Below are 21,201 nucleotides of genomic sequence, written 5' to 3' on the forward strand. Positions count from 1 at the left end.
GCCTTTTTTGTGATTCCAAGGTCACTTGCAAAGGCGCTTGATCTCATTGTGCATGGTGCGGAATTGGCGTTTGATCTTGCGTTGCTCGGGCAGGGCGTTAATTGCATCGGAATTATTGGTGCCATTGTACCAGGAATCAAACAGCAAGGTTGAAACCGCTGGATCCAGAACTTCAGCGGCCATTTCATAGCGGCATTCGCACTGGCTTTGATCCAGCCCTGACGTGCGCCCATCCCCAATCATCTTGGCGCACACAGCAGCTCCATCTGGGCTTGTTACCGCCTCTGCCTGCGTCTCTGTCTGTGCAAATGTTGGTGCCGCAAGCAGTGCCAGTGCTGCGCTCATCAGCAGAGAGGGGAAAGAACGTGTCATGATAACTCCGGCCGTTTTGGGAATAATTGGGGTATTTCGGCTGCATGAATAGCTACTCAGCCACCGCCCGACTGACAAGCCCGGAACGTCGGCTGCATCAATTGCGCGCAGGGGTGCCGTTTGTGGGGCTGTGATCACAAAACGGACATTCCGGCGCGCCGCTTTGGATCCATTGGCGCAGAAGGGGCCGTTTTTCACGCGAAAACAGCTGTTTTATAAAGCTACTTCGCGAGATTGTGCTGACAGGCAGCGGTTGATTGTGCTAAGCGGATGCTATCCCCACTTGTAATGGTCAGTTGGCCATCTGGATGGTGCGCGTTGGTATTGCGCTAACAGCATCAACCTATGAGTGGCCTGCACCTACCGCATGACACCGATTGTAGCATTACTGACGCGACGCTGGGATCCCGGAAGGCAACACATCAACTTTGTTATAGGAGCTGAGCAGATGCTGAGCTTTGTTGTCGGTGTCCGTAACCGAATTCTGCGCCTGGCTTATGTGGGCGTCATCAAACATGTGATCTTCCTCTGGGAACCAGAAGACGCGCACTCCAAATTAAAAGCCGTGGGTAAATTCCTCGGCTCCAGCGGGCTGACCCGTGCGCTGACGTCCGTGCTGTTCAACTATCAGCACAGCAGCCTGAACACGACAGTGGACGGCGTTGATTATCCAAACCCGCTTGGCCTGTCCGCGGGTTTTGACAAAGACGGGGAGCTGACGTCGATCTATCCTGAACTTGGCTTTGGTCTGGCGGAACTGGGCTCATTTACCGGTGACATCACCGCCGGCAATCCGGGTCGTCGTCTGTTTCGGATGAAAAAATCCAAATCCATCCTGGTTTGGTATGGTCTCAACAACATGGGTGCTGAGAAAATCGCTGCCCGTCTGAAATACACCAAATTCCGTATCCCGATCGGCATTTCCGCGGCGAAATCTAACATCACCGAGGATTTCAGCCTGCAGGATTCGATTGATGACTACATGAAGACCTACACCACGTTTGCGGATATTGGTCACTACACCACCATCAATATCTCTTGCCCGAACACACGTGATGGTGAGCCGTTTACTGATCAAAAGAACCTGCAGGCGCTGTTTGATGCGGTGCGCGAAAACTATGTGCCCAATAAACCGGTCTACGTGAAACTGGCAGCAGATCTGTCGCGCGAAGAGGTCGAAGCAACCCTGGATGTGGTTATGGCCAACCGTGATGTGATCAACGGTGTTGTTCTAACCAACCTGGCGAAACCATCCGGCGAAGGCAAACATGAGATCAAGGGTGATTTGGCCTACCACAAAGGTGCGATGTCCGGTCTGCCGGTGCAGCGTATTGCCACCACCATGATCCGCGACGTCTATCGCTATACCAACGGTGAAATCACCATAATCGGTGTGGGTGGTATCTTCACTGCCAAGGACGCCTATGAAAAGATCTGCTCTGGTGCAAACATCCTGCATATGATCACCGGCATGATCTTTGATGGTCCGCAAACCATGGGGGAGATCAACCGTGGTCTGGTCAAGCTGATGAAAAAAGATGGCTTCAACTCCATCGAAGAAGCGGTTGGGTCGCGCAACCCGCTGCCCATTGAGCCAATGTATAAGGCGAAGCAGAAAGAGAACGGCAAAACCGTATCCCTTCCTGCAAAAACGGCGGCTGAATAATCACAAATGCCCGGATCCTGCGAGTGCGCAGGGTCCGGTGCTCCTTGGTTTGGGTAAACCTTCAAAGGGCGATAGATTCTCGATGCAAAAGGCTCAGGATTCCGCCGATTGCCTGTTAAGAAAAAATGAAATTGTTTCCGTATTTTAAGTTTAAAAATCCTGTCTCACGCGGAATTTTTGAAAAAACCTCATCCTGGCTCTGGACGCCAGATTTACGCATGCTAGGCTTCCATTATGTCAAGGAGGACACAATGTTCGAGCAGCTGAAACGTGAAATCGAAATTGCAGTTTTTGACCTGTTTGCCGCCCTAGGGTTGGTCAAACGTCAGCCTGTGCGTGCCCGTCGTGAAGCCGTGGCCAAGACCCGTCCGATCGATCGTCAGCTGCGTCGCTGATCTCTTTTGCATAAGATGCGCAAGGCCCCGGTAGGGGCCTTTGTTATTAGTGGCCCCGGTTTGGGGTCTTTTCTGTTTGCGCCCCCGGTAGTTTAAGCCTTGCCCTATGGTGCAACACTGACCTGAGCGGACTACCCGCAGATCTTCAGCCAGATCGCAGTTGCATCATCACTGACCTTAAAGCGGGGGAAATTTCTGCATTCTGCATCTTTGCGCTCTATTTCGCGCAGCTCTTGCGCCAGCCCCGTCAGCCCCCGCGTCTTGATCTCAGCCCAAAGCGAGCTGGCATCATAGCGGTTATAGTCGCTCACAAGGGCGCAAAACCCGTCGCTCATAATCAGAAGCTCATCCCCGATCTGAACGTCAAACGTGGCATAGCGGGTGGTTTTTGCTGCAGCTTCGGGGTCTGGGCTTAGGGCCTCATGATCTATTTGCATACGCTGCGCACGCCGATCCTGCAAAATATTTCCCGTTAGGGCAACAGCAGCGCCATCACCAATGCCAAGCGCGGCGGCATCTTCTTTTTCCCGTGATGTATCCGGGGTGCCGGTGCACCAGCGCATATCGCCCGTGCGACACAGCAAAACAGGGCAATCCGCAGCCCAGGCAACTTCGAGCTGCTGCGCGCCAAGTTCCGCCACCGCAAAAGCGGCCTTTGGCAGCTCCCAGCGGGCGCTGACGTCACGTGTGCGTTCCGCCTCAAAACGCTGCGAAACATAGGCAAACATGTCACTGCAGGCCCGGCGTACATCTGTTGCCTGAGACATCGCAAACCCAAGACTGGCTGTAGAAGATAGCCAAGATGCGCCGCCTTGATTGCCCAAAAGTCCGGGTTCTCCCAGATCAGTGGCCCCATCCACCACCCAGGCGCGGCGCGGCGTTGCGCCCAAGCGGTCATCATTGGGGCGACTGACCTGGCCATTCAGGCTGATGGACTGCAGGATTTCGAAATACATGGATGCTTCCTTGATCAAACGCCCCCATGAAGCGGATCTATGTAACAGGGGAAAGACATCATGCGCCGTATGGCCGGGGCAGGGCCATATTTGGCAAAAGCGGCGGGACCACCAGACAACCGTGCTGCTTTGATTCCCGAGGACCTGTATATACAGGTGGGCGCCAGGTAAACGGGCCAGGACCCGAACAGAGCCAGCTCCCTCGGATTTGCTTAAGGCCACCGGAATGCTGCGTTTCACGAGAAGGGCAGAACCCGCCTGTGCGCTATCTAAGGCGTCACACCCTAAGAGACAAGGGCTGTCGCGCCATATCACATTGGCGAGACAGCCCCCTATTTCCGTCAGCCGGTTTTCTTTTTGGTCTCTGCCTCATTTGGTGCAGGCAGGGCCCAGTCATTTGGTGCGTCTTTCATACCGTCCAGCATGGGATCGGTGTCTTGCGGGTTGTCAGCCAGAACCACCCGGTTTCGACCCAGAGATTTGGCCTGATACAGCGCCTCATCTGCTGCACGCAGCAAGAATTGCGGCAAGGTGCCATTGGCGGGGTAAGTCGCAACACCGATAGAGATCGTGATCTTGGGCAAAGTCTTTTCGCCGTAGCGCACCTTGATGTTTTCCACCTTGCGGCGCAGGGCTTCGGCGCGGTCCATCCCGGTTTGCACGTCGCAATCGGGCAGGATCACCGTGAATTCCTCGCCGCCTGGACGGCAGGCCACATCATCACCATCACAATCCTGCTCCATCGCGGAGCCTACGGCGCGCAGCACCATATCACCGGCGTCATGGCCATGGGTGTCGTTGAACTTTTTGAAGTGATCCACGTCAATTGCCACCACCGCAAACGAAGCACCGCTGCGTTCGCTGTCGTTGATCAATTTGCGCAGGCTTTCGGTCATATGGCGGCGGTTGAACAGGCCGGTCAGCGGGTCACGCACCGACTGGTCATGCAATTCATCGCGCATACGCACATTGGCAATGGCCATGGAAATCTGTTCTGCGCACATCTGCGCAAGACCACGATCGGCAAAAAACGTTTCCGCGCAGGTGGTTTTGGAGTGCAGGTGCAGCAGGCCAACGGTCTCCCCATGGGCCAAAAGCGGGAAGCAGAAATAGGGGTTGTTGTTGTCGGGGTCGACATGACCACATTTGAAATTGATCTCATTGGCACCGTATTCATAGGTGCGCCCGCGCCGCAGCCCCCAGCATTCTTCGGGGTGAATGTGATCTTTGTGGGTGCCGCCATTCCAGCTGGCCCAGCCATCCAGCACATCCCGTGAATTGGAATAGACATACACGCTGCCCTCGGCGCGGGGCAGGATATGGGTCAAGAAGCGGCCAACCATATCAAAGAGCTCTTCCAGAGAGCGGCTGGATTGCAGCCATTCATTCAGCTCGCCAAGCAGCTTTACATCACGGGCCAGCCGCAACTGTTCGCTCAGCAGGGTTTTTTCGGTGTCCGCCTTTTGCATCATCGCAAGATACTGATGACGGTTCGTGCGATAGAGAATGGTTGCAACCACCCCAACGGTGAGCAGGGCAATCGCTGTCAACGCGGCGAGCAGTATGCGTACCCGCATTAGAAAGCTCGTGCGTAAATCGGTGATATCGGTGAAAAATTCGATCGCACCAATCACCCGGCCATCGGAAATAACCGGTTCAAATACTTCGGCGATTTCATGGGTTGAGACATCCTGACGTAGGGCATGCAGCGCCAGCCCATCAACTTCAGAGGCTGGTTTTTGCTCGCGATTGTAGGCTACTTCGCCTGCAGCAATTTCTTCGGCGGGGTAATGGCTAGGGGCAGGATTGCCAATTTCTTCCGGACGAGTTGACCAGATAATCGTGCCATCCGCGTCATAGAGGTTGAAACGATAGATATTGGAGGCCTCGGGCAGCAGGCTGAGGTATTTGATATCTTCTTCGTTCAGAGTTTGATCGAGGAACGTGCCGTCGGGATCGTGCAGATGCAGCATGACCCGACGATGCCACAGCTCAGATTGCTTGCGTGTGTCCGTCTCCATCAACCGCTCAACAATGGGCACTGAGACCCGAAACACAGTGAGAGATGCCGTGGCTGAAACAGCCAAAAATAGTACTGCAAACAGGAAGATCTTGAGGAGCTTGTGCATGGCGAGGCCATCCTTCGGAAAAGTATTCGCCGTCACAGTCGCAGAAAAGGTTAAGAAGTCGGTAAAGATATGGATGCCAAGGCCCTGTTATCTTTGTACAATCCTATAGGATACAATTGTTTGTACCGGGCGACGCTACATGCGAAGCGCTCAGATTGGAGGCGCAACTACAGTTGTGACACAGGGAGTGAAGGGTAAACATCTTGCCTTTTGTTCTCTTATTGTTCACGCTGGCTGCATGGAAGATTTTGGAGATCACTCTGTTGACGCACTGCAGTCGGGTCAGAGATTGGCGCGCGGTGTTGCGCGCCACATGCGATCACATGGGTTTGCGCCGTTGCTGGAATTCGTGCCCACCCGTGGTTTGCGCGTGGATGTCATGGCGCTGGGCCCCAAGGGCGAAATCTGGGTGATCGAATGCAAATCCAGCCGTGCGGATTTCACATCAGATCAGAAATGGCAGGGCTATCTGGATTGGTGTGACCGATATTTCTGGGCCGTGGATGAGCAGTTTCCAACCGATCTTTTGCCAGCTGAGAGCGGGCTGATCATTGCAGATGATTACGATGGGGAAATCATTCGCATGGCACCAGAACAGAAACTGCCACCCGCGCGCCGCAAAAAGCTTGTGCAGAAATTTGCTATGGATGCCGCCAGTCGGCTGCACCGATTACACGATCCACGACCGGGGCAGGGGGGCACATTGCTGTGATCCTGTGGTGCGGCATTTCCGAGCCTGTCACATCGTTTTGTACAGACCCGTTTGGGAGATTGCTCTCGCCTGAGGCCGTAGCCTGGGCGAAAGCTCTGCGTGTCGATGGCGATGCAGTTCCGGCCGATCTTGGCCGAGAGAGGAATAGCACCCGCTGCGACGTCTCTTAAGAAGAGGTCGCGCGTGCAGCCTGCGCTGCGGCGAGGATCTCTTCCGCAATCTCTTCCGCCTCTTCGGGATCAAAATCCATTGGTATCTCGATCCCGGGGGCTTCGATAAACAGGCGGATCATGCCTTGGTCTGTGGGGCCGATCTGCAGATTGGCTTCGATATCGCGTTCGGTATTGATGCTCATAACGGCCTCCAAGACGGTGTGAGATGGTCTGATCAGCTAGCCTGTAAATACATGATTTGCAAGGCCAGCCCCGTGCGGCAGCGGGGCAGAGCTGTGCAGCGTATCAAAATTTGCAGTTCAGGACAGGAAATTGATTTTTTTCACATTTCTGCAAAAAACTTTCTTTCCCCCCTCTTGCGCTCCTCTGAAACGTGCTATAAATCGCCCCGCAGTGCCGCCTTAGCTCAGTTGGTTAGAGCGCCTGATTGTGGATCAGGAGGTCCCCCGTTCGAGCCGGGGAGGTGGTACCACCCTACATTACATTTCCGGCTTAGACATTTGCGCAAAGCAAGTTAATCGTTTTGATTATCAGATACTTGTGAGGTGATCACTGCCCCCAAAAAAACGGCTGCCATTGCTGGCAACCGCTGCGGATAAGCTCGCCACATGAAAGCGATTATTCGGGTGCGATCGCAACCTCTTGTCGCACAGATCCAGACAATGAGTTGAGTATCAGGATGCGCTCATCGTCTGTAACCACCGCAATCCAGCCCTCACCAAAGGTAACCGCGCGGGCGCTTACACCGGCGGGCAGGGCGATGTTTTCCGGCAGTTGCGGGCCGGTATTGGACAAACGGATGACAAGCAGCGCGACTATGGCTACAACCCCGCAAACCATCACCGCCGTGAGCCCTGTCACCAAATGGCGCAGGAATTTCAGCTGACGCGGTTCTATTTCTGTTTCACTATCCAAAGGGTCCGTCATGGGCAGCCGCCAGATCTCATTTGTTATTGCGGAAAACCCGCCTAAACGGCTTGATAAAGCGCTTTCGCGTGATGTGCCAGAGGCGGAAGCCCTGTCGCGCACCAGACTGGCACGTCTGCTTGAGGCGGGGGCCATTGCTGTCAACGGCCAGGAGATGCGCGACGCCAAAGCGCGCGTCAACGAGGGGGACACGGTAGAGATTATCGTGGAAGAGGCCGATGAAAGCCATATCAACGCTGAAGACATCCCGCTGGACGTGGTGTTTGAAGACGATGATCTGATTGTGATCAACAAGCCTGCGGGCATGGTGGTGCACCCGGCGCCGGGATCTCCTTCGGGCACGTTGGTCAATGCGCTGTTGCACCATTGCGGGGAAAACTTATCGGGTGTGGGCGGGGTGAAACGTCCGGGGATTGTGCATCGGATCGACAAGGAAACCTCGGGCCTGTTGGTGGTGGCAAAATCGGATGCGGCCCACCATGGGCTTGCGGCGCAGTTCGAAAAACACACAGTTGAGCGGTATTACCGCGCGATTTGCTATGGGGTGCCTGCAAGCAATGATCCCCGCTTGCGTGGTGTGCGCGGTGCAAGCTTTGAGCCGGGGAACATTCTGAAGCTGACCACCCAGCTTGCGCGCCATAAAACGGATCGTCAGCGCCAGGCGGTGCTGTTTCAAGGTGGCAAACATGCGGTGACGCGGGTGCGCGTTGTCGAAAGCTTTGGCGCCCCGGAAACAGCTGCTCTGGTGGAATGCTGGCTGGAAACCGGACGCACGCATCAGATCAGGGTGCATCTCGCGCATGCAGGCCACGGGCTTTTGGGGGATCCGACTTATGGCGGGAAACGTAAGATTTCACCCAAAGCGCTGCCACCCGCTGCGATCGCTGCGATTTCCAATTTCCCCCGACAGGCACTGCATGCGGCGGTATTGGGGTTTGAGCACCCGGTAAGCGGCGAGAATTTACGGTTTGAGGCGCCTTTGCCCGCAGATATGCAGGCATTGCTTGACGCGCTGAAGTGAGAGGTGTTTCGCCTCGGGCTACGCCCGAGGCGACCCGCGCCGCGCCAAAGGCGCGGCGCCTGGCCCAACGAGATGAAGGGCCCGCAAGGGCACAAAGCTGGGCGGGAGCATTTCCCTTGCAGTTAAGAGCTTACTGGCGAGGGCGGGCAAGGCATTTAAACCGGGTTTTTATGCCACTCTAGGTTTGGATGATTTGCGCTTCAGTGTGTGGAATTTGCAAAAATTTAGGCTGCTGGGCCATGTTTGTGGCACCTATGGTGCAGGAAATACCTTTGATTTTGTAACAGTGCAGTGAAATTTTCCCACGGTATCTGGGGCTGTCGCCAATATGCGTTGTTTTGGTTTGCGCCTGGTAACTGGTTGATATTTAGCATTTAAAAATCTGCGCGTGCGTTAAGTGACGAACAGTTTCACTGTTCTTGATGTTTCGCCATCACACATCACTGTGACCGCAATCACAGACCCTTTGGCAAAACCAAACTACACAGTTTATTAATCTCATGTCTTGAAGACAGGTTAGCGCTACACCATATGCCTTCATGTTAAGCCCTTAAACATTATGGGAGGGACATCAAAATGGCGAATTATGCAAATCTACCGGCCCCAACGCCGGAAGGTGGATTGAACCGGTATCTGCAGGAAATCCGCAAGTTTCCACTGCTGGAGCCCGAAGAAGAATATATGCTGGCCAAACGCTGGGTTGAGGAACAAGATGCAACCTCGGCGCATAAAATGGTCACCTCGCACCTGCGTCTCGCGGCGAAAATCGCTATGGGATACCGCGGCTACGGTCTGCCGCAGGCTGAGGTCATTTCAGAAGCCAACGTTGGTTTGATGCAGGCGGTAAAACGGTTTGATCCTGAAAAAGGTTTCCGACTGGCGACCTATGCTATGTGGTGGATCCGGGCCTCAATTCAGGAATATATCCTGCGTTCTTGGTCGTTGGTGAAGCTTGGCACCACCTCGGCGCAGAAGAAGCTGTTCTTTAACCTGCGCAAAGCCAAGGCCCGCATTGGGGCGCTGGATGAAGGTGATATGCACCCGGACAACGTGGCGCGCATCGCCAAGGATCTGGGTGTGACCGAGGATGAAGTGATCTCGATGAACCGGCGTATGTCGGGTGGAGACGCTTCGTTGAATGCCATGGTTGGTGGTGATGGCGAAAGCACCATGCAGTGGCAGGACTGGCTTGAAGATGAGGACGCGGACCAGGCGGGTGATTATGAAGCCCGTGATGAGCTGGAGGCGCGCCGTGAGCTTTTGGCCGAGGCGATGGATGTTCTGAACGACCGTGAAAAAGACATTCTGACCCAGCGTCGTTTGGCAGATCAGGTAAAGACCCTTGAAGAGCTGAGCGGGCAATACGACGTGAGCCGCGAACGCATCCGCCAGATTGAGGTGCGGGCGTTTGAAAAACTGCAAAAGAAGATGCGCGAACTTGCACAGGGCAAGGGCATGTTGACCCCTGCCTAAATCCCCACAAATCCCCACAGTTAAACCCGGCTGCTTTAGCCGGGTTTTTTTGGGCTTGGCCACAGTACACAACAGGTTCACATGTTATGTTTCGCATGCGAAACATTTGACCGTTTGGAAAAACGGGCGTGTGCGCAACGGGTCTCCTGGCGCAGCGCCGTAATTTTCCGCGCTAACACAGCGGCTTAGAAAAACGTCTCAGATCTGCTGAGCGTGTACACCGGTTTGCGCAAAAATAATCTGCAACACTGGTCGAAATGCCCGCCGCCACAGAACTTGGCGAGGGGCAAGGTTCAAAACAGGTTTATTCAGCCAACAGGCGGCCGCCGTGGGGGTTATCAATCACCATGCGCCAGCTGCCGTCCTGCTGACGGCGCAGCACCGCAACAGAGAGGCCGGATTGTTCTACCAGCTCGCCATCAGGCGTTTTTGCCTGCATCACCCAAGGGGCAATATGCAGGGACAAATCACCAACTGTGATGACCTCATGGCCATTGGGGTAGCTGAAGCTTGGTTTGCTGGCGGACCATGCGGTGAACAGGGCAATCTGTTCTTCTGTCGTTGTGGTTGGCGCACCGGGTTCAAAGGCAACTGCAGCCTTGTTTTCGTAACTGTTCATCACGGTGTCGATGTCACCGGTCTGAAAGGCGGCAGTCATGCCTGAAATAAGGTCAAGCGCGGCTTGTTGATCTGGGGTCATGGTGTGTCCTTGGGCAAATGAGAGCTGGGGCAGGGAAAGCATCAATAGGGACGCAAGAACCTGTTTCATCTGTTGTCCTTTTGTTTGCGATGTGTCGTTCCTAAATCAGAGCAGTGACAGGTTCTGTCAGTGGCGGAGTGAGGGGAGAGACCATGAGACTATTTCGCTTGTTTAAGCTGCTCGATGGGCTGCGCGGGCGCACGCAGCCAGTCACGGCGCAACAGCTGGCTGACGACTGTGAGGTTTCGACCCGATCGATTTATCGCGACATCGCCGACCTTCAGGCACTGGGTGCGCCGATCCGGGGCGAAGGCGGCGTGGGCTATGTATTGGAGCGCGGGTATTTCCTGCCCTCGCTGCAGTTTGACGAGGATGAACTGGATGCGCTGATGCTGGGTTTGCGCTTGATTGAAGAGCGTGCGAGCAGCGAGTTGGCCCAGGCCTCCAATCGTGCGCTCGCCAAGCTCAGCAGCGCAATTGGCGAGGACATGCGCGAAAGCTGGCTGCATACGCCGTTGAACGCAGGGCCAAGCCGGGTGGGGGCGCAGACCCGCAAAAGCTCGTTTTATGCAGAGATCCGCGCTGCGGTGAAAGAAAAGCGGGTGCTCAAGTTTACCTATGAAAATGTGCGCGGCGAACGCTCTGTGCGGTTTGCCTGGCCTTTGGGAATGACTGTGTTTGAAAGCGGTTGGCTGCTGACGATCTGGTGCGAGCGGGCAGAAGATTTTCGCCATCTGCGGCTGGATCGGATTGTGACGCTGGAGCCGACCACCCGTCATTTCCACTCTGAGCGCGGCAAGCGATTTTCCGATTCTGTTGCGCGGGAAAAGGCACGGGTGGCCGGATCATAACGTGTGCACTTATTACGTGTTTACCCTATTGATCTGGCACAGTAGAGGGGGAGGGCTGAATAAGGATTGTGATTATGAAATTTACCTTATCCCTTTTGATTATAGTGGCTGCTGTTTCTGCCTGTGGTGGGCCAAAGCTGACTGCAGAACAAAAAGCACTGCGTGATAGAAACGTTGCCCAGAACCAAGCTGCGTTGGCTGTGGCGAAGCATGTTGCGTTGGACGGGCAGATGTTTCGTGTGGCCCACGTGACCGAGCGCAATCAGGCCCTGGTGGAGCGTGTTAAAGGCAGCGGGCCATATTATGTGCGCGATCTGCAGGTTGCGGCTTATCGTGCAACGGGCTGTGGTGCCAAGTTTGATGCGGGCATTCTGGCCTTTATCGGTGGTGATATCTATTCCGCGGATCTGGCGGATCTGCGCACAAAGGTATCCGGAAAATTTGACGGCTGGGGCGTGTCTTTGGAATGCTGAGAGCCTGTGTCCTGAGCGTGGTGCTGGCCTTGGCCGGGTGTGTGACAGAACCGGTTGCATCGGATCGCGCGCAATCTCGCCCAGCCCTGAGTGCCGCGGCGGCCACAGCTGAGGTGCAGGCGCGCCAGAACCGGTTCGCCAGCTACCCGCAGCCCGACATGACCTATCTGTCGTTTTCTCACGCGCATGGCTATCAGGTGAACTATCTGGGCGCAGATGGGCGTGCATGGCTTTGGTATCCGGGCAATCGGCGTGGCGTGGCAGAGGAATACCAGCTGTCATATGCCTGGGGAGAGAAGGTGATCTGCTGGCGCCATCCATCCAACAGCTACAATCCTGTGACCAAGAAAAAAGGCGGAGACTATGCGTGCGAAAGTCTCAACCTTGCACAGCGCGCAACAGTTGCAGCGCTCAAGGGCGATGTGTTTCAGTTGAAGAGTGGTGCGGTGCCTTATCGGCTGGATCGCTGTCAGGCCCCCGAGGCGTTTGAGTTTGATCGCAGCAAATTTGGCTGCTGAAGTCTAAAGCGGAAGGCGCATCACATGTTGGGGGCTGATCCCATGGGGCCAGATTTCACCGGTGGTTTCAAAGCCTGCTGATTTATAGACAGCAAAGGCCGCGTGATTTTCGAAATTCACCGTGAGATAGACGTGCGGCGCATGCTGATAAAGCGGTGCAAGATGGGCCGCGAGCTGTGACATTGCCGCTTTGGCCACGCCTTTTCCCTGCGCGCAGGCATCCACGATCAGGGCACGCAGGCCGATGTCTGTTGATGCGGCAAATGGGAAGCTTTGGCTGTAGGCGCGGTCGATTTTGAACACGCCTACAGGGATATTGTTGTCTAAGATCTGGTGCAGATCAAACCGCGCAGGCGGTTCACGCAGGATATCGTCTACTGTGCCTGCAAATTTGATCTGATCCGGAAAAGGCGCGAGATGCGCCACTGTATGACCCTCAGGCCAAGGCAGCGGCGCAAGGGTTATCACGCTTCCATCGCCTCAAGCTCATCGATCATGGATGAGATCATGGAGAGGCCCTTGTCCCAGAATTTGGGGTCAGACGCATCCAGGCCAAAGGGTGCCAAAAGTTCCTTATGGTGTTTGGAGCCGCCCGCTTTGAGCATGTCGAAATACTTTTCTTCAAAGCCTTCGCCGCCCTCGGCGTAAACCGAGTAGAGCGCGTTTACGAGACCATCGCCAAAGGCATAGGCGTAAACGTAGAAAGGCGAATGCACGAAGTGTGGGATATAGGCCCAGAAGGTTTCATACCCTTCTACGAAATCAAAGGCCTCGCCTAGGCTTTCGGCCTGAACCGACATCCACAGCGCGTTGATGTCTTCTGGTGTCAGTTCCCCTTCGGCGCGGGCCGCGTGAAGTTTACATTCAAAGTCATAAAACGCGATCTGGCGCACAACCGTGTTGATCATGTCCTCGACTTTGCCAGCCAAGAGCACCTTGCGCTGCTCTTGCGTTTCGGCGGCGTCGAGCATCTTGCGGAAGGTGAGCATCTCGCCAAAGACCGATGCGGTTTCTGCCAGCGTCAGCGGTGTGGACGACAGCATTTCGCCCTGTTCTGCGGCCAGTACCTGATGGACGCCGTGGCCCAGCTCATGCGCCAGCGTCATCACATCGCGTGGTTTGCCAAGATAGTTCAGCATCACATAGGGGTGCACATTGGTCACTGTTGGATGTGCAAAGGCACCGGGCGCTTTGCCCGGTTTCACGCCCGCATCAATCCAGCCTTTGGTAAAGAAGGGCTCAGCAATTTCACCCATGCGCGGATCAAAGGCGCTATAGGCCTCCATCACGGTTTTTTCCGCGTCTTCCCAGGCAACAGTGCGGGTGTCTTCCATCGGCAGCGGCGCGTTGCGATCCCAGACCTGCATGCGATCCAGGCCAAGCCATTTGCGTTTCAGCTCATAATAACGGTGGCTCAGTTTGGGGTAGGCGGCAACCACGGCTTCGCGCAGGGCTTCGACCACTTCGGGTTCCACGTGGTTTGACAGGTGACGCCCGGTTTGTGGTGTGGGCATGCCGCGCCAGCGATCGACGATCTCTTTTTCCTTGGCTTGGGTGTTGTGAACACGGGCAAAGGTTTTGATATTGTCGTTAAAGACGCGCGCCAGCTCACGGGTGGCGGCTTCGCGTTTGCTGCGGTCTTGCTCTGTCAGCAGGTTCAGCGTGCCTTCGATGTTGAGCTCTTCACCATCGATGGTGAAGGTGAGGCCAGCAATGGTTTCGTCAAACAGACGCTCCCAGGCATCACCAACCACACCAAGATCATGCAGGAATTTTTCCAGCTCATCAGATAGCTGATAGGGCTTCATCGCACGGATGCGATCAAACACCGGCTTGTAGCGGGCAAGATCTGCGTTGGCGTCAAAATGCGCTGCCAGCACATCATCATCAATCCGGTTGAGTTCCAGAGTGAAAAACACCAAAGGCGTAGTGAAGATGGTGATGCGCTCTTGCATGTCGGACATGAATTTGGCGCGTTCAGCATCAGTTGTGAGCTGGTAATAGCGCAGCCCTGCATAAGACATGATGCGCCCAGCGATCTGGTTGATCTTCTCGTTGCGCAGCACACAGTTGAGCAGGCCATCAGCATCTAGCGCAGCGAGCTTGCCTTCATAGTCGGTGGCAAAGGCTGTGCATTCCCCTTCGAGCCAGTCGAGGTCACGCGCAAGCTCAGGCGCATCCTCGCCCTTGTAGAGATCGGAGAGATCCCATTCGGGCAATGCGCCAAGATTGTCGGAGCCGGAGCTGGCATTTGCGTCAAAAACGGGGAAGGGGAGTTGGAACATGGTGGCTCCTGATTGTGAAATTTTCTGGTTCTACATCTAGGCGTCCGGCCGTGCAGGCACAAGCGGGCAGCCTAGCGGTGTTTTTGGAAAAACGTACAGATGTCGGTGAGCACGCTGTGGCGCAGATCGGGGTTTTCCATCAGCACCTCGTGGCGCACCTTGTCGATCACATGCAATTCGCCTTCGCTCCAGCTGTCCATGCGTTGATGGATGGCTGTGGTTGAGACAATTTCTTCTTGGCGGCCAAGGGTGCAAAAACCGGGAACACCGGGGGCAGGGCGTTTGGCAAGTTCGCGACATTCTCGCAGGCCTTCATAGACCCAGTTGATGGTGGGGCCAGAGAGCGCAAGTTCGGGCACCGCGCTGAGATGGTCGCGCAGCATCTGATACATATCGCGATCATTGGTCAGCAGGTTTCCCGTGAATCCCTGCAAATTGACATAGGGTTTGATACTGGTTGAGGGGGCAAGATGCTGGCCAAAACCAAATAGATTGGAAAACGCGCCAATCCCGAAGGCAAGCGAGCGCAGCGGCTGGGCAAGGCCAATGTCCCACATCGGTGCCGAGAAGGCCGCGGCTTTAACGGGCAAATCCTCATAAAGGGCGCGCAGTCCGATGGCACCGCCCATCGAATGGGCCAGAAGATACCAGGGCTTTGGCAGTTCAAGCCGTTTGGCCGTTTCAATCATCGCATCAACGTCATGCTGATATTTCTGAAAGTGGTCGACATGTCCCAAAAGCGCATTGCTGAGCAGGCGATCCGCCAGGCCTTGGCCGCGCCAGTCTATCGCAAAGGTCGCAAAGCCTTGCGTTGCAAAAAACGCAGCCGTGTCGCCGTATTTTTCGATGTATTCTGTACGGCCCGGAAACAGCAGCACGGTTCCTTGTGCTGTGTCGGGCGCAGGCCAAAGCCCCGCACGCAGCTGCAGCCCGTCACGTGTCGGTAGCCAATAGGCCGTGCCGCCGTCGGGGCCACGGGCAATATCAGCGTGAAGCGGGGCGGGTTGCAGCATCGGGGCGTTCATCAGGCCAGTGCAGAGGCCAATTGCATAGCGGCGCTCATATCGCCATCAACCGAGAGCTTGCCAGTCATGAATGCGGAGGTGGGGTTTAGATTGCCTGCCAGCAGATCCTGAAACACCTCAATATCCGCAGAAAGGGTGACATCGGCCTCTTCATCGCTGATCCGCGCGCCATCAGAATCAAGAACAATGGATCCAAGCCCTTCGATGGCGAATTTTGCGGAAACGGTCAGATCTGCGGCGCTGAGTTTTTCGTTCAGACCTTCAACGGCTTTGGAGAGGATGTCGCTCATATTTCGGTGCGCTTTCGTGTTGGTGTTTTGTCCCAGAGTGCACATCTTTGTGACGAGTGAAAGACTTGTTGTGGAAAAACCCTCAGAGGCGGTTAGATTGAGCCTATGTTTAGTGTAAAATCATATGTGATCTGTGTTTTTTCTGCTCTATTGATGTTGGGGCAGATGGCGCATGCCGAGGCGCGCAGCGTTGATATGTTGCTGGGCGATCTGGCCAGTTCTGATGCACAAACGGCGATTGATATTGATCGTGAATTGCAGGCGATCTGGCGCAAGAGCGGTTCTGCCTCGATGGATCTAATGTTGCGTCGGGGTGTGGATGCGCTGGAACGCGGTGATGCGGCGCTGGCGCATGAGCATCTGAGCGCGCTGGTGGATCACGCACCCGATTTTGCAGCCGGGTGGTTCAAACGTGCTGAGGCATTGTTCCGGCTTGATCAGATCGGGCCTGCAATTGCGGATCTGGAACGCGCTCTGGCGCTGAACCCAAATGACTATAATGCGCTTTTTGCGCTGGGCACGGTGTTTGAACATCTGCAATCCCCCAAACGGGCCTTTGATGCCTACACGCGCGCAAAGGCTATACATCCGCATCATGAGGAAGTAATCAGCGCTCTGGAAAGATTGACGCCACAGGTGCAGGGTCAAGAGCTTTAGACCTTTCATCGCGGGCCTTTGGGAGTGATGCAATGATGCGCGCATCGCGGATTGTGGGTGTTTTGGGGCCGACCAATACGGGCAAAACCCATTATGCCATAGAGCGGATGCTGAGCTATCGCTCCGGGGTGATGGGCTTTCCGCTGCGTCTTCTGGCGCGCGAGGTCTATGACAAGGTTGTCGCGATCAAAGGCCCGTCCGTTGTGGCGCTGGTGACCGGCGAAGAGCGGATTGTACCGCCGCGAGCGGCCTATTGGATCTGTACCGTAGAAGCTATGCCCGAAGGGCTCGGCTGTGATTTTCTGGCTATCGATGAGATCCAGCTCTGCGCCGATCCTGAACGTGGTCATGTGTTTACGGATCGGCTGCTGCGCGCGCGCGGCACCCATGAAACATTGTTTCTGGGGGCAGACACCATGCGCGGGGCCATTGCAGACTTGGTGCCGGGCGTTGAGTTCATGCGCCGTGAACGCATGTCGGATCTGGTCTATGGGGGATCCAAGAAAATCAGCCGCATGCCAGCGCGCAGCGCGATTGTGGGGTTTTCCGTTGATAATGTTTACGCCATCGCCGAGCTGATCCGCCGCCAAAAAGGCGGCGCTGCTGTGGTGATGGGCGCGCTGAGCCCCCGCACGCGCAATGCGCAGGTGGAGCTGTATCAAAACGGGGATGTGGATTATCTGGTGGCGACCGACGCCATTGGCATGGGGCTCAACCTCGATATTGACCATGTGGCGTTTTCCTCGACCTCAAAATTTGATGGCCGCCGCATGCGCCCGCTTGCGCCAAATGAGCTGGCGCAGATTGCGGGCCGGGCCGGTCGGGGGATGAGCCACGGTAGTTTTGGCGTCACCGGTGATGCGCGTCCGCTGGATCAAGACACCGCCGAAGCGATTATGGAGCATCGTTTTACCCCGCTGAAAAAGCTGAACTGGCGTTCCGCGGATCTGCAATTTGGCACCATTGAGGCGTTGGAACATTCGCTGGAACAAAGCCCAAATGACGAACGGCTTGTGAAAGCGCGCGAAGCAGATGATCTGCGCACGCTCAAAATAATGGGGCGTGATGCCGCAGTTGCGGCCCGTGCCACCACTGCTTCAGGGGTAAAACTTTTATGGAACGTATGCCGAATCCCTGATTTTCGTGGTATCAGCCACGCAGAGCACGCAGCATTATTAACCGTAATTTTTGAACATCTTCACGAACGTAGCCGTATTCCAGATGATTTTCTGGCGCGACAGGTCCGGCGAATTGATAAAACCGATGGAAATATCGATGCTTTGTCCAAGAGACTGGCATTTATCCGCACATGGACCTATGTGGCACAACGAAACGGTTGGGTAAGTGATGAAAGTCATTGGCGCGGTGAAACGCGCGCTGTAGAAGACAGATTGTCAGACGCGCTGCACGAGCGGCTGACTCAGCGATTTGTGGACCGGCGCACATCCGTGCTTTTGCGCCGGCTCAAACAGAAGGAGGCCCTCTTGGCCGAAGTAAATGACCAGGGTGAAGTGACCGTCGAAGGCGAATTTGTCGGACGGCTCGAGGGGTTCCGGTTTTCACCGGACAAAAGCGCACAGGGTGCAGAAGCCAAGGCGCTGAAGGCAGCCTCATTGCAGGCGCTTGCACCGCATTTCCATCTGCGCGCAGATCGGTTCTACAACGCACCAGACACCGAGATCGATTTCACCGATCAGGGTGGCCTGATGTGGGGCGAACATGCGGTTGGTAAATTGGTTGCCAGCGACGATGTTTTGTCGCCGAAAATCGAAGTTTTTGTGGATGACACCGCTGGCTCCGACGTGGCCCAAAAGGTTGAGCGCCGTTTGCAGCATTTCATCAGCCGCCGGGTTTCGACCCTGTTTGAGCCGTTGATGAACCTGAAAAACGACGAGGCGCTCAACGGGCTTGCGCGTGGTTTTGCGTTCCGCATGGTTGAAGCGCTTGGGGTGCTGCCCCGTGCAGGTGTTGCCCAAGAGGTCAAAGATCTCGACCAGGATGCCCGCGCAGCATTGCGCAAACATGGCATTCGCTTTGGTCAGTTCACCATCTTTATGCCGCTTTTGCTGAAGCCTGCGCCGACGCGTCTGCGTCTGGTGCTGTGGTCCTTGGCCAATGGCTTGCAGGAATTCCCCGATGCGCCGCCTCCGGGCCTGGTCACCGTTCCAACCGTGGAAGGTGCGCCTGAAGGCTATGACACCATGTGTGGCTACCGCGCCGCTGGTGAACGCATGATCCGTATCGATATGCTGGAACGTCTGGCCGATATGCTGCGCAACGAAGACAGCCGCGGTGGTTTTGAAGCCAAGGCGGATATGCTGTCTATCACCGGCATGACGCTGGAGCAGTTTGCAGTTCTGATGCAAGGTCTCGGCTATCGCAGCGAAAAAGGTGAGCGCACGAAAGTGAAAGCTGCGGCTGAAACGCCCGCAGTTGCTGAAGCTGTAGCTGATGAAGCCAAGGCTGAAACCACTGAGCCAGAAGCCGCTGAGGCGACTGAAGCTGCAGTGGCAGAGGACGCCGCGGCAGCCCCAGTTGCTGAGGAGGCCACCACAGAGGAGGCCGCAGCGCCAGCAGAGGCTCAAGCAGCAGACGCTGCTGCGGCATCTGATGAGCCTGAGGTTGAAGTGTTTTACACCTTCACCTGGGGAGGGAATCGCAACCGTCAGAACAATCGTGGCGGCGCACGCCGCAACGAGGGCCAGCAGGCTCGCGGTGGCGAACGCAGCAATGAGCGCGGCGGCGATCGTGGTCCTCGCAAAGGCAAAGGCGGCAAGCCCGGTAAAAAAGGTGGCCCACGTCAGGGCAACCCCGGTGCCAAAACCTTTAGCGCGCGTCCGCCTAAGAAAGAAAAGGCCATCGACCCAGACAACCCATTTGCAGCAGCGCTGATGGGGCTGACCAAGGGCGATTGATCCCGATGACGGCCCCGGCTGCAAAGCTCCGCATTGACAAATGGCTGTGGTATGCGCGGTTTTTCAAAACCCGCAGCCTTGCAGCCAAACAGGTCTCTGCGGGGCATGTGCGGTTGAATGGACAAAAAACACTGAAACCTGCGCAAGCCATTGTCATCGGAGACGTTTTGACATTTGCGCAGGGGTCACAAATCCGTGTTGTTGAGGTTTCAGCCCTCGGAGAGCGACGCGGACCAGCGGTCGAGGCACAAGAATTGTACCTAGATAAGACCGAATGGCGGGACACTGTGCCGCAAAACCCCCGATATGAGGGAAAGGGACGTCCTGATAAAAGGGAACGTAGGGTGCTTGATCTTACTCGTAGGCGTGACACCTTTTGACGCCTTGAAGAACCGGGTCAGCTGGATTAGCTAATCACTTGGATTAGCCACTTGCCAAACAAATAATGGAACCAGACGCCGATGACTTACGTCGTTACAGATAACTGCATCGCATGCAAATACACCGACTGTGTTGAGGTATGCCCGGTGGATTGTTTCTATGAGGGTGAAAACACCCTGGTGATCCATCCCGATGAATGTATCGACTGCGGTGTTTGTGAACCGGAATGCCCGGCGGATGCGATTCGCCCGGACACCGATCCAGAGATGGATAAATGGGTAGAGTTTAACCGCAAATACGCCGAAATCTGGCCGGTTATCGTGACCAAGAAAGAACCGATGCCCGGTTACGAAGAGCGCGATGGCGAAACCGATAAGGTCACCAAGTACTTCTCAGAAGCGCCGGGCGAGGGCGGGTAAGCCTTAGTCTGCACTAAGTATTATGCGTCTGCGGCATTCTGCGCCGCAGCGCGACGGGTCTCGGGCTAACGAGCCTTTGAGAATGCACCTTAGAAGTGTCTTTCTACCGCATTTTCCCCCAGCCTCGGACGGGTGCTTTTAGGGGGGCTGATTTTGTGGTATACTCAGGGAATGTAAAAAAGTTTCGAAGACACAATGACCTGCGCGGTACGTGCTTGTGCAGAATTAAGTGTTTTCGCGACACTAAGTTTGGGGTGAGGATTTTATGACTTCTTCCCGGGCTTTTTGTCGGCGTAAGGCCGGGGCAACCGGCAACATGTGAGGAAAGACCTATATGACGAAATCGAAGAAGCTCGAGTTCCGCCCCAATGAATATGTCGTCTATCCGGCGCATGGTGTGGGACAGATCATTTCGATTGAAGAACAAGAAGTGGCTGGTTTCAAGCTCGAATTGTTTGTGATTACCTTCGAAAAAGACAAGATGACCCTGCGGGTGCCCACCAACAAAGCGGTGGAAGTTGGCATGCGTTCGCTCAGCTCGCCGGATGTGATCGAGCAGGCGATGAAAACCCTGCGGGGTAAGGCCAAGGTGAAACGCGCCATGTGGTCACGTCGCGCGCAGGAATATGAGCAAAAGATCAACTCTGGGGATCTGATTGCCATTGCCGAAGTGGTCCGCGATCTGCACCGCGCCGATGATCAGCGTGAGCAGAGCTATTCTGAGCGCCAGCTGTATGAAGCCGCGCTGGAGCGTCTGACCCGTGAAGTGGCTGCCGTTTCCGGTAATGACGAAGTGCTTGCGGCGCGCAAAGTGGATGAAGTTCTGACATCCCGCGCGGCATAAGCAAAAGTTGTTTTGATTT

At 55.5% G+C, this 21,201-nt stretch carries 23 protein-coding genes and 1 tRNA gene; 14 read left to right on the forward strand and 10 right to left on the reverse strand.

Going from position 1 to position 21,201, the window contains the following annotated elements:
• Positions 1–21: 21 nt before the first annotated feature.
• On the reverse strand, positions 22–372 hold the full coding sequence (locus tag GG681_RS08495) for a hypothetical protein (RefSeq protein ID WP_153547119.1): 351 nt from the start codon (positions 370–372) through the stop codon (positions 22–24).
• Between the two features lie 448 nt (positions 373–820).
• Between GG681_RS08495 and GG681_RS08500 the strand changes: the two genes are divergently transcribed.
• Positions 821–2,038 (forward strand): quinone-dependent dihydroorotate dehydrogenase, encoded by a 1,218-nt coding sequence (locus tag GG681_RS08500; protein WP_214645138.1) that lies wholly within the window; start codon positions 821–823, stop codon positions 2,036–2,038.
• A gap of 251 nt (positions 2,039–2,289) precedes the next feature.
• On the forward strand, positions 2,290–2,433 hold the full coding sequence (locus tag GG681_RS08505; protein WP_153547121.1) for a hypothetical protein: 144 nt from the start codon (positions 2,290–2,292) through the stop codon (positions 2,431–2,433).
• A gap of 131 nt (positions 2,434–2,564) precedes the next feature.
• On the opposite strand, the gene GG681_RS08510 is transcribed toward GG681_RS08505, so the two are convergent.
• Both GG681_RS08510 and GG681_RS08515 read right to left on the reverse strand, forming a co-directional pair.
• Positions 2,565–3,389: a protein phosphatase 2C domain-containing protein gene (locus GG681_RS08510; protein WP_153547123.1), complete on the reverse strand. Its 825-nt coding sequence runs from the start codon at positions 3,387–3,389 to the stop codon at positions 2,565–2,567.
• Positions 3,390–3,730: 341 nt separating this feature from the next.
• Complete coding sequence (locus tag GG681_RS08515) at positions 3,731–5,518, reverse strand: sensor domain-containing diguanylate cyclase (RefSeq protein ID WP_153547125.1); 1,788 nt, start codon at positions 5,516–5,518, stop codon at positions 3,731–3,733.
• 238 nt (positions 5,519–5,756) lie between these two features.
• On the opposite strand from GG681_RS08515, the gene GG681_RS08520 reads away from it, so the two are divergent.
• Positions 5,757–6,230 (forward strand): MmcB family DNA repair protein, encoded by a 474-nt coding sequence (locus GG681_RS08520; RefSeq protein ID WP_153547127.1) that lies wholly within the window; start codon positions 5,757–5,759, stop codon positions 6,228–6,230.
• Positions 6,231–6,396: 166 nt separating this feature from the next.
• On the opposite strand, the gene GG681_RS08525 is transcribed toward GG681_RS08520, so the two are convergent.
• A complete protein-coding gene (locus GG681_RS08525) occupies positions 6,397–6,585 on the reverse strand; it encodes a DUF6324 family protein (RefSeq protein ID WP_153547129.1) in 189 nt (62 codons plus the stop codon).
• 213 nt (positions 6,586–6,798) lie between these two features.
• On the opposite strand from GG681_RS08525, the gene GG681_RS08530 reads away from it, so the two are divergent.
• A tRNA-His gene (locus tag GG681_RS08530) sits at positions 6,799–6,875 on the forward strand.
• A gap of 146 nt (positions 6,876–7,021) precedes the next feature.
• Here the strand turns inward: GG681_RS08530 and GG681_RS08535 are convergent.
• Complete coding sequence (locus GG681_RS08535; protein WP_153547131.1) at positions 7,022–7,330, reverse strand: DUF6476 family protein; 309 nt, start codon at positions 7,328–7,330, stop codon at positions 7,022–7,024.
• On the opposite strand from GG681_RS08535, the gene GG681_RS08540 reads away from it, so the two are divergent.
• Entirely contained in the window at positions 7,329–8,351 is a 1,023-nt protein-coding gene (locus GG681_RS08540) for an RluA family pseudouridine synthase (RefSeq protein ID WP_153547133.1), read from the forward strand. The two genes, GG681_RS08535 and GG681_RS08540, sit on opposite strands and share 2 nt — an antisense overlap.
• Positions 8,352–8,927: 576 nt before the next feature.
• Complete coding sequence (gene rpoH, locus GG681_RS08545; protein ID WP_153547135.1) at positions 8,928–9,824, forward strand: RNA polymerase sigma factor RpoH; 897 nt, start codon at positions 8,928–8,930, stop codon at positions 9,822–9,824.
• Positions 9,825–10,128: 304 nt separating this feature from the next.
• Here the strand turns inward: rpoH and GG681_RS08550 are convergent, their stop codons facing one another.
• On the reverse strand, positions 10,129–10,593 hold the full coding sequence (locus tag GG681_RS08550; RefSeq protein WP_153547137.1) for a YybH family protein: 465 nt from the start codon (positions 10,591–10,593) through the stop codon (positions 10,129–10,131).
• Positions 10,594–10,676: 83 nt separating this feature from the next.
• On the opposite strand from GG681_RS08550, the gene GG681_RS08555 reads away from it, so the two are divergent.
• The 3 genes from GG681_RS08555 (at position 10,677) to GG681_RS08565 (ending at position 12,366) form a co-directional block, all read left to right on the forward strand.
• Positions 10,677–11,375, forward strand: coding sequence for a helix-turn-helix transcriptional regulator (locus GG681_RS08555; protein WP_153547139.1), 699 nt, complete (start codon positions 10,677–10,679; stop codon positions 11,373–11,375).
• 74 nt (positions 11,376–11,449) lie between these two features.
• On the forward strand, positions 11,450–11,848 hold the full coding sequence (locus GG681_RS08560; protein ID WP_153547141.1) for a hypothetical protein: 399 nt from the start codon (positions 11,450–11,452) through the stop codon (positions 11,846–11,848).
• Positions 11,842–12,366 carry a hypothetical protein gene (locus GG681_RS08565; RefSeq protein WP_153547143.1) on the forward strand — a complete coding sequence of 175 codons (525 nt, stop codon included), beginning with the start codon at positions 11,842–11,844 and terminating at the stop codon, positions 12,364–12,366. Before GG681_RS08560 ends, GG681_RS08565 begins: the two co-directional genes overlap by 7 nt.
• Before the next feature lie 3 nt (positions 12,367–12,369).
• Here the strand turns inward: GG681_RS08565 and GG681_RS08570 are convergent, their stop codons facing one another.
• The 4 genes from GG681_RS08570 to GG681_RS08585 all read right to left on the reverse strand — a co-directional run bounded on the left by GG681_RS08570 (position 12,370) and on the right by GG681_RS08585 (position 15,966).
• Positions 12,370–12,792, reverse strand: a complete 423-nt coding sequence (locus GG681_RS08570; RefSeq protein ID WP_194287165.1) for a GNAT family N-acetyltransferase — start codon at positions 12,790–12,792, stop codon at positions 12,370–12,372.
• 38 nt (positions 12,793–12,830) lie between these two features.
• Positions 12,831–14,651: a M3 family oligoendopeptidase gene (locus tag GG681_RS08575; RefSeq protein ID WP_153547147.1), complete on the reverse strand. Its 1,821-nt coding sequence runs from the start codon at positions 14,649–14,651 to the stop codon at positions 12,831–12,833.
• A 71-nt stretch (positions 14,652–14,722) separates the two neighbouring features.
• A complete protein-coding gene (locus GG681_RS08580; protein ID WP_235899822.1) occupies positions 14,723–15,664 on the reverse strand; it encodes an alpha/beta hydrolase in 942 nt (313 codons plus the stop codon).
• 11 nt (positions 15,665–15,675) lie between these two features.
• Positions 15,676–15,966, reverse strand: coding sequence for an SCP2 sterol-binding domain-containing protein (locus GG681_RS08585; protein WP_153547150.1), 291 nt, complete (start codon positions 15,964–15,966; stop codon positions 15,676–15,678).
• A gap of 105 nt (positions 15,967–16,071) precedes the next feature.
• Between GG681_RS08585 and GG681_RS08590 the strand changes: the two genes are divergently transcribed.
• The 5 genes from GG681_RS08590 (at position 16,072) to GG681_RS08610 (ending at position 21,182) form a co-directional block, all read left to right on the forward strand.
• A complete protein-coding gene (locus GG681_RS08590) occupies positions 16,072–16,623 on the forward strand; it encodes a tetratricopeptide repeat protein (RefSeq protein WP_153547152.1) in 552 nt (183 codons plus the stop codon).
• 32 nt (positions 16,624–16,655) lie between these two features.
• Positions 16,656–19,538 carry a helicase-related protein gene (locus tag GG681_RS08595; RefSeq protein WP_153547154.1) on the forward strand — a complete coding sequence of 961 codons (2,883 nt, stop codon included), beginning with the start codon at positions 16,656–16,658 and terminating at the stop codon, positions 19,536–19,538.
• A gap of 5 nt (positions 19,539–19,543) precedes the next feature.
• Positions 19,544–19,918 (forward strand): RNA-binding S4 domain-containing protein, encoded by a 375-nt coding sequence (locus GG681_RS08600; protein ID WP_153547156.1) that lies wholly within the window; start codon positions 19,544–19,546, stop codon positions 19,916–19,918.
• Between the two features lie 81 nt (positions 19,919–19,999).
• Positions 20,000–20,338, forward strand: a complete 339-nt coding sequence (fdxA, locus tag GG681_RS08605; RefSeq protein WP_153547158.1) for a ferredoxin FdxA — start codon at positions 20,000–20,002, stop codon at positions 20,336–20,338.
• Between the two features lie 334 nt (positions 20,339–20,672).
• The gene (locus GG681_RS08610) at positions 20,673–21,182 is read left to right on the forward strand and encodes a CarD family transcriptional regulator (protein WP_153547160.1); all 510 of its coding nucleotides are present in this window, start codon (positions 20,673–20,675) and stop codon (positions 21,180–21,182) included.
• The last annotated feature ends 19 nt before the right edge of the window (positions 21,183–21,201 follow it).

Source organism: Tritonibacter aquimaris (genome assembly GCF_009617595.1).
In the GTDB taxonomy this organism is placed as follows: domain Bacteria; phylum Pseudomonadota; class Alphaproteobacteria; order Rhodobacterales; family Rhodobacteraceae; genus Epibacterium; species Epibacterium aquimaris.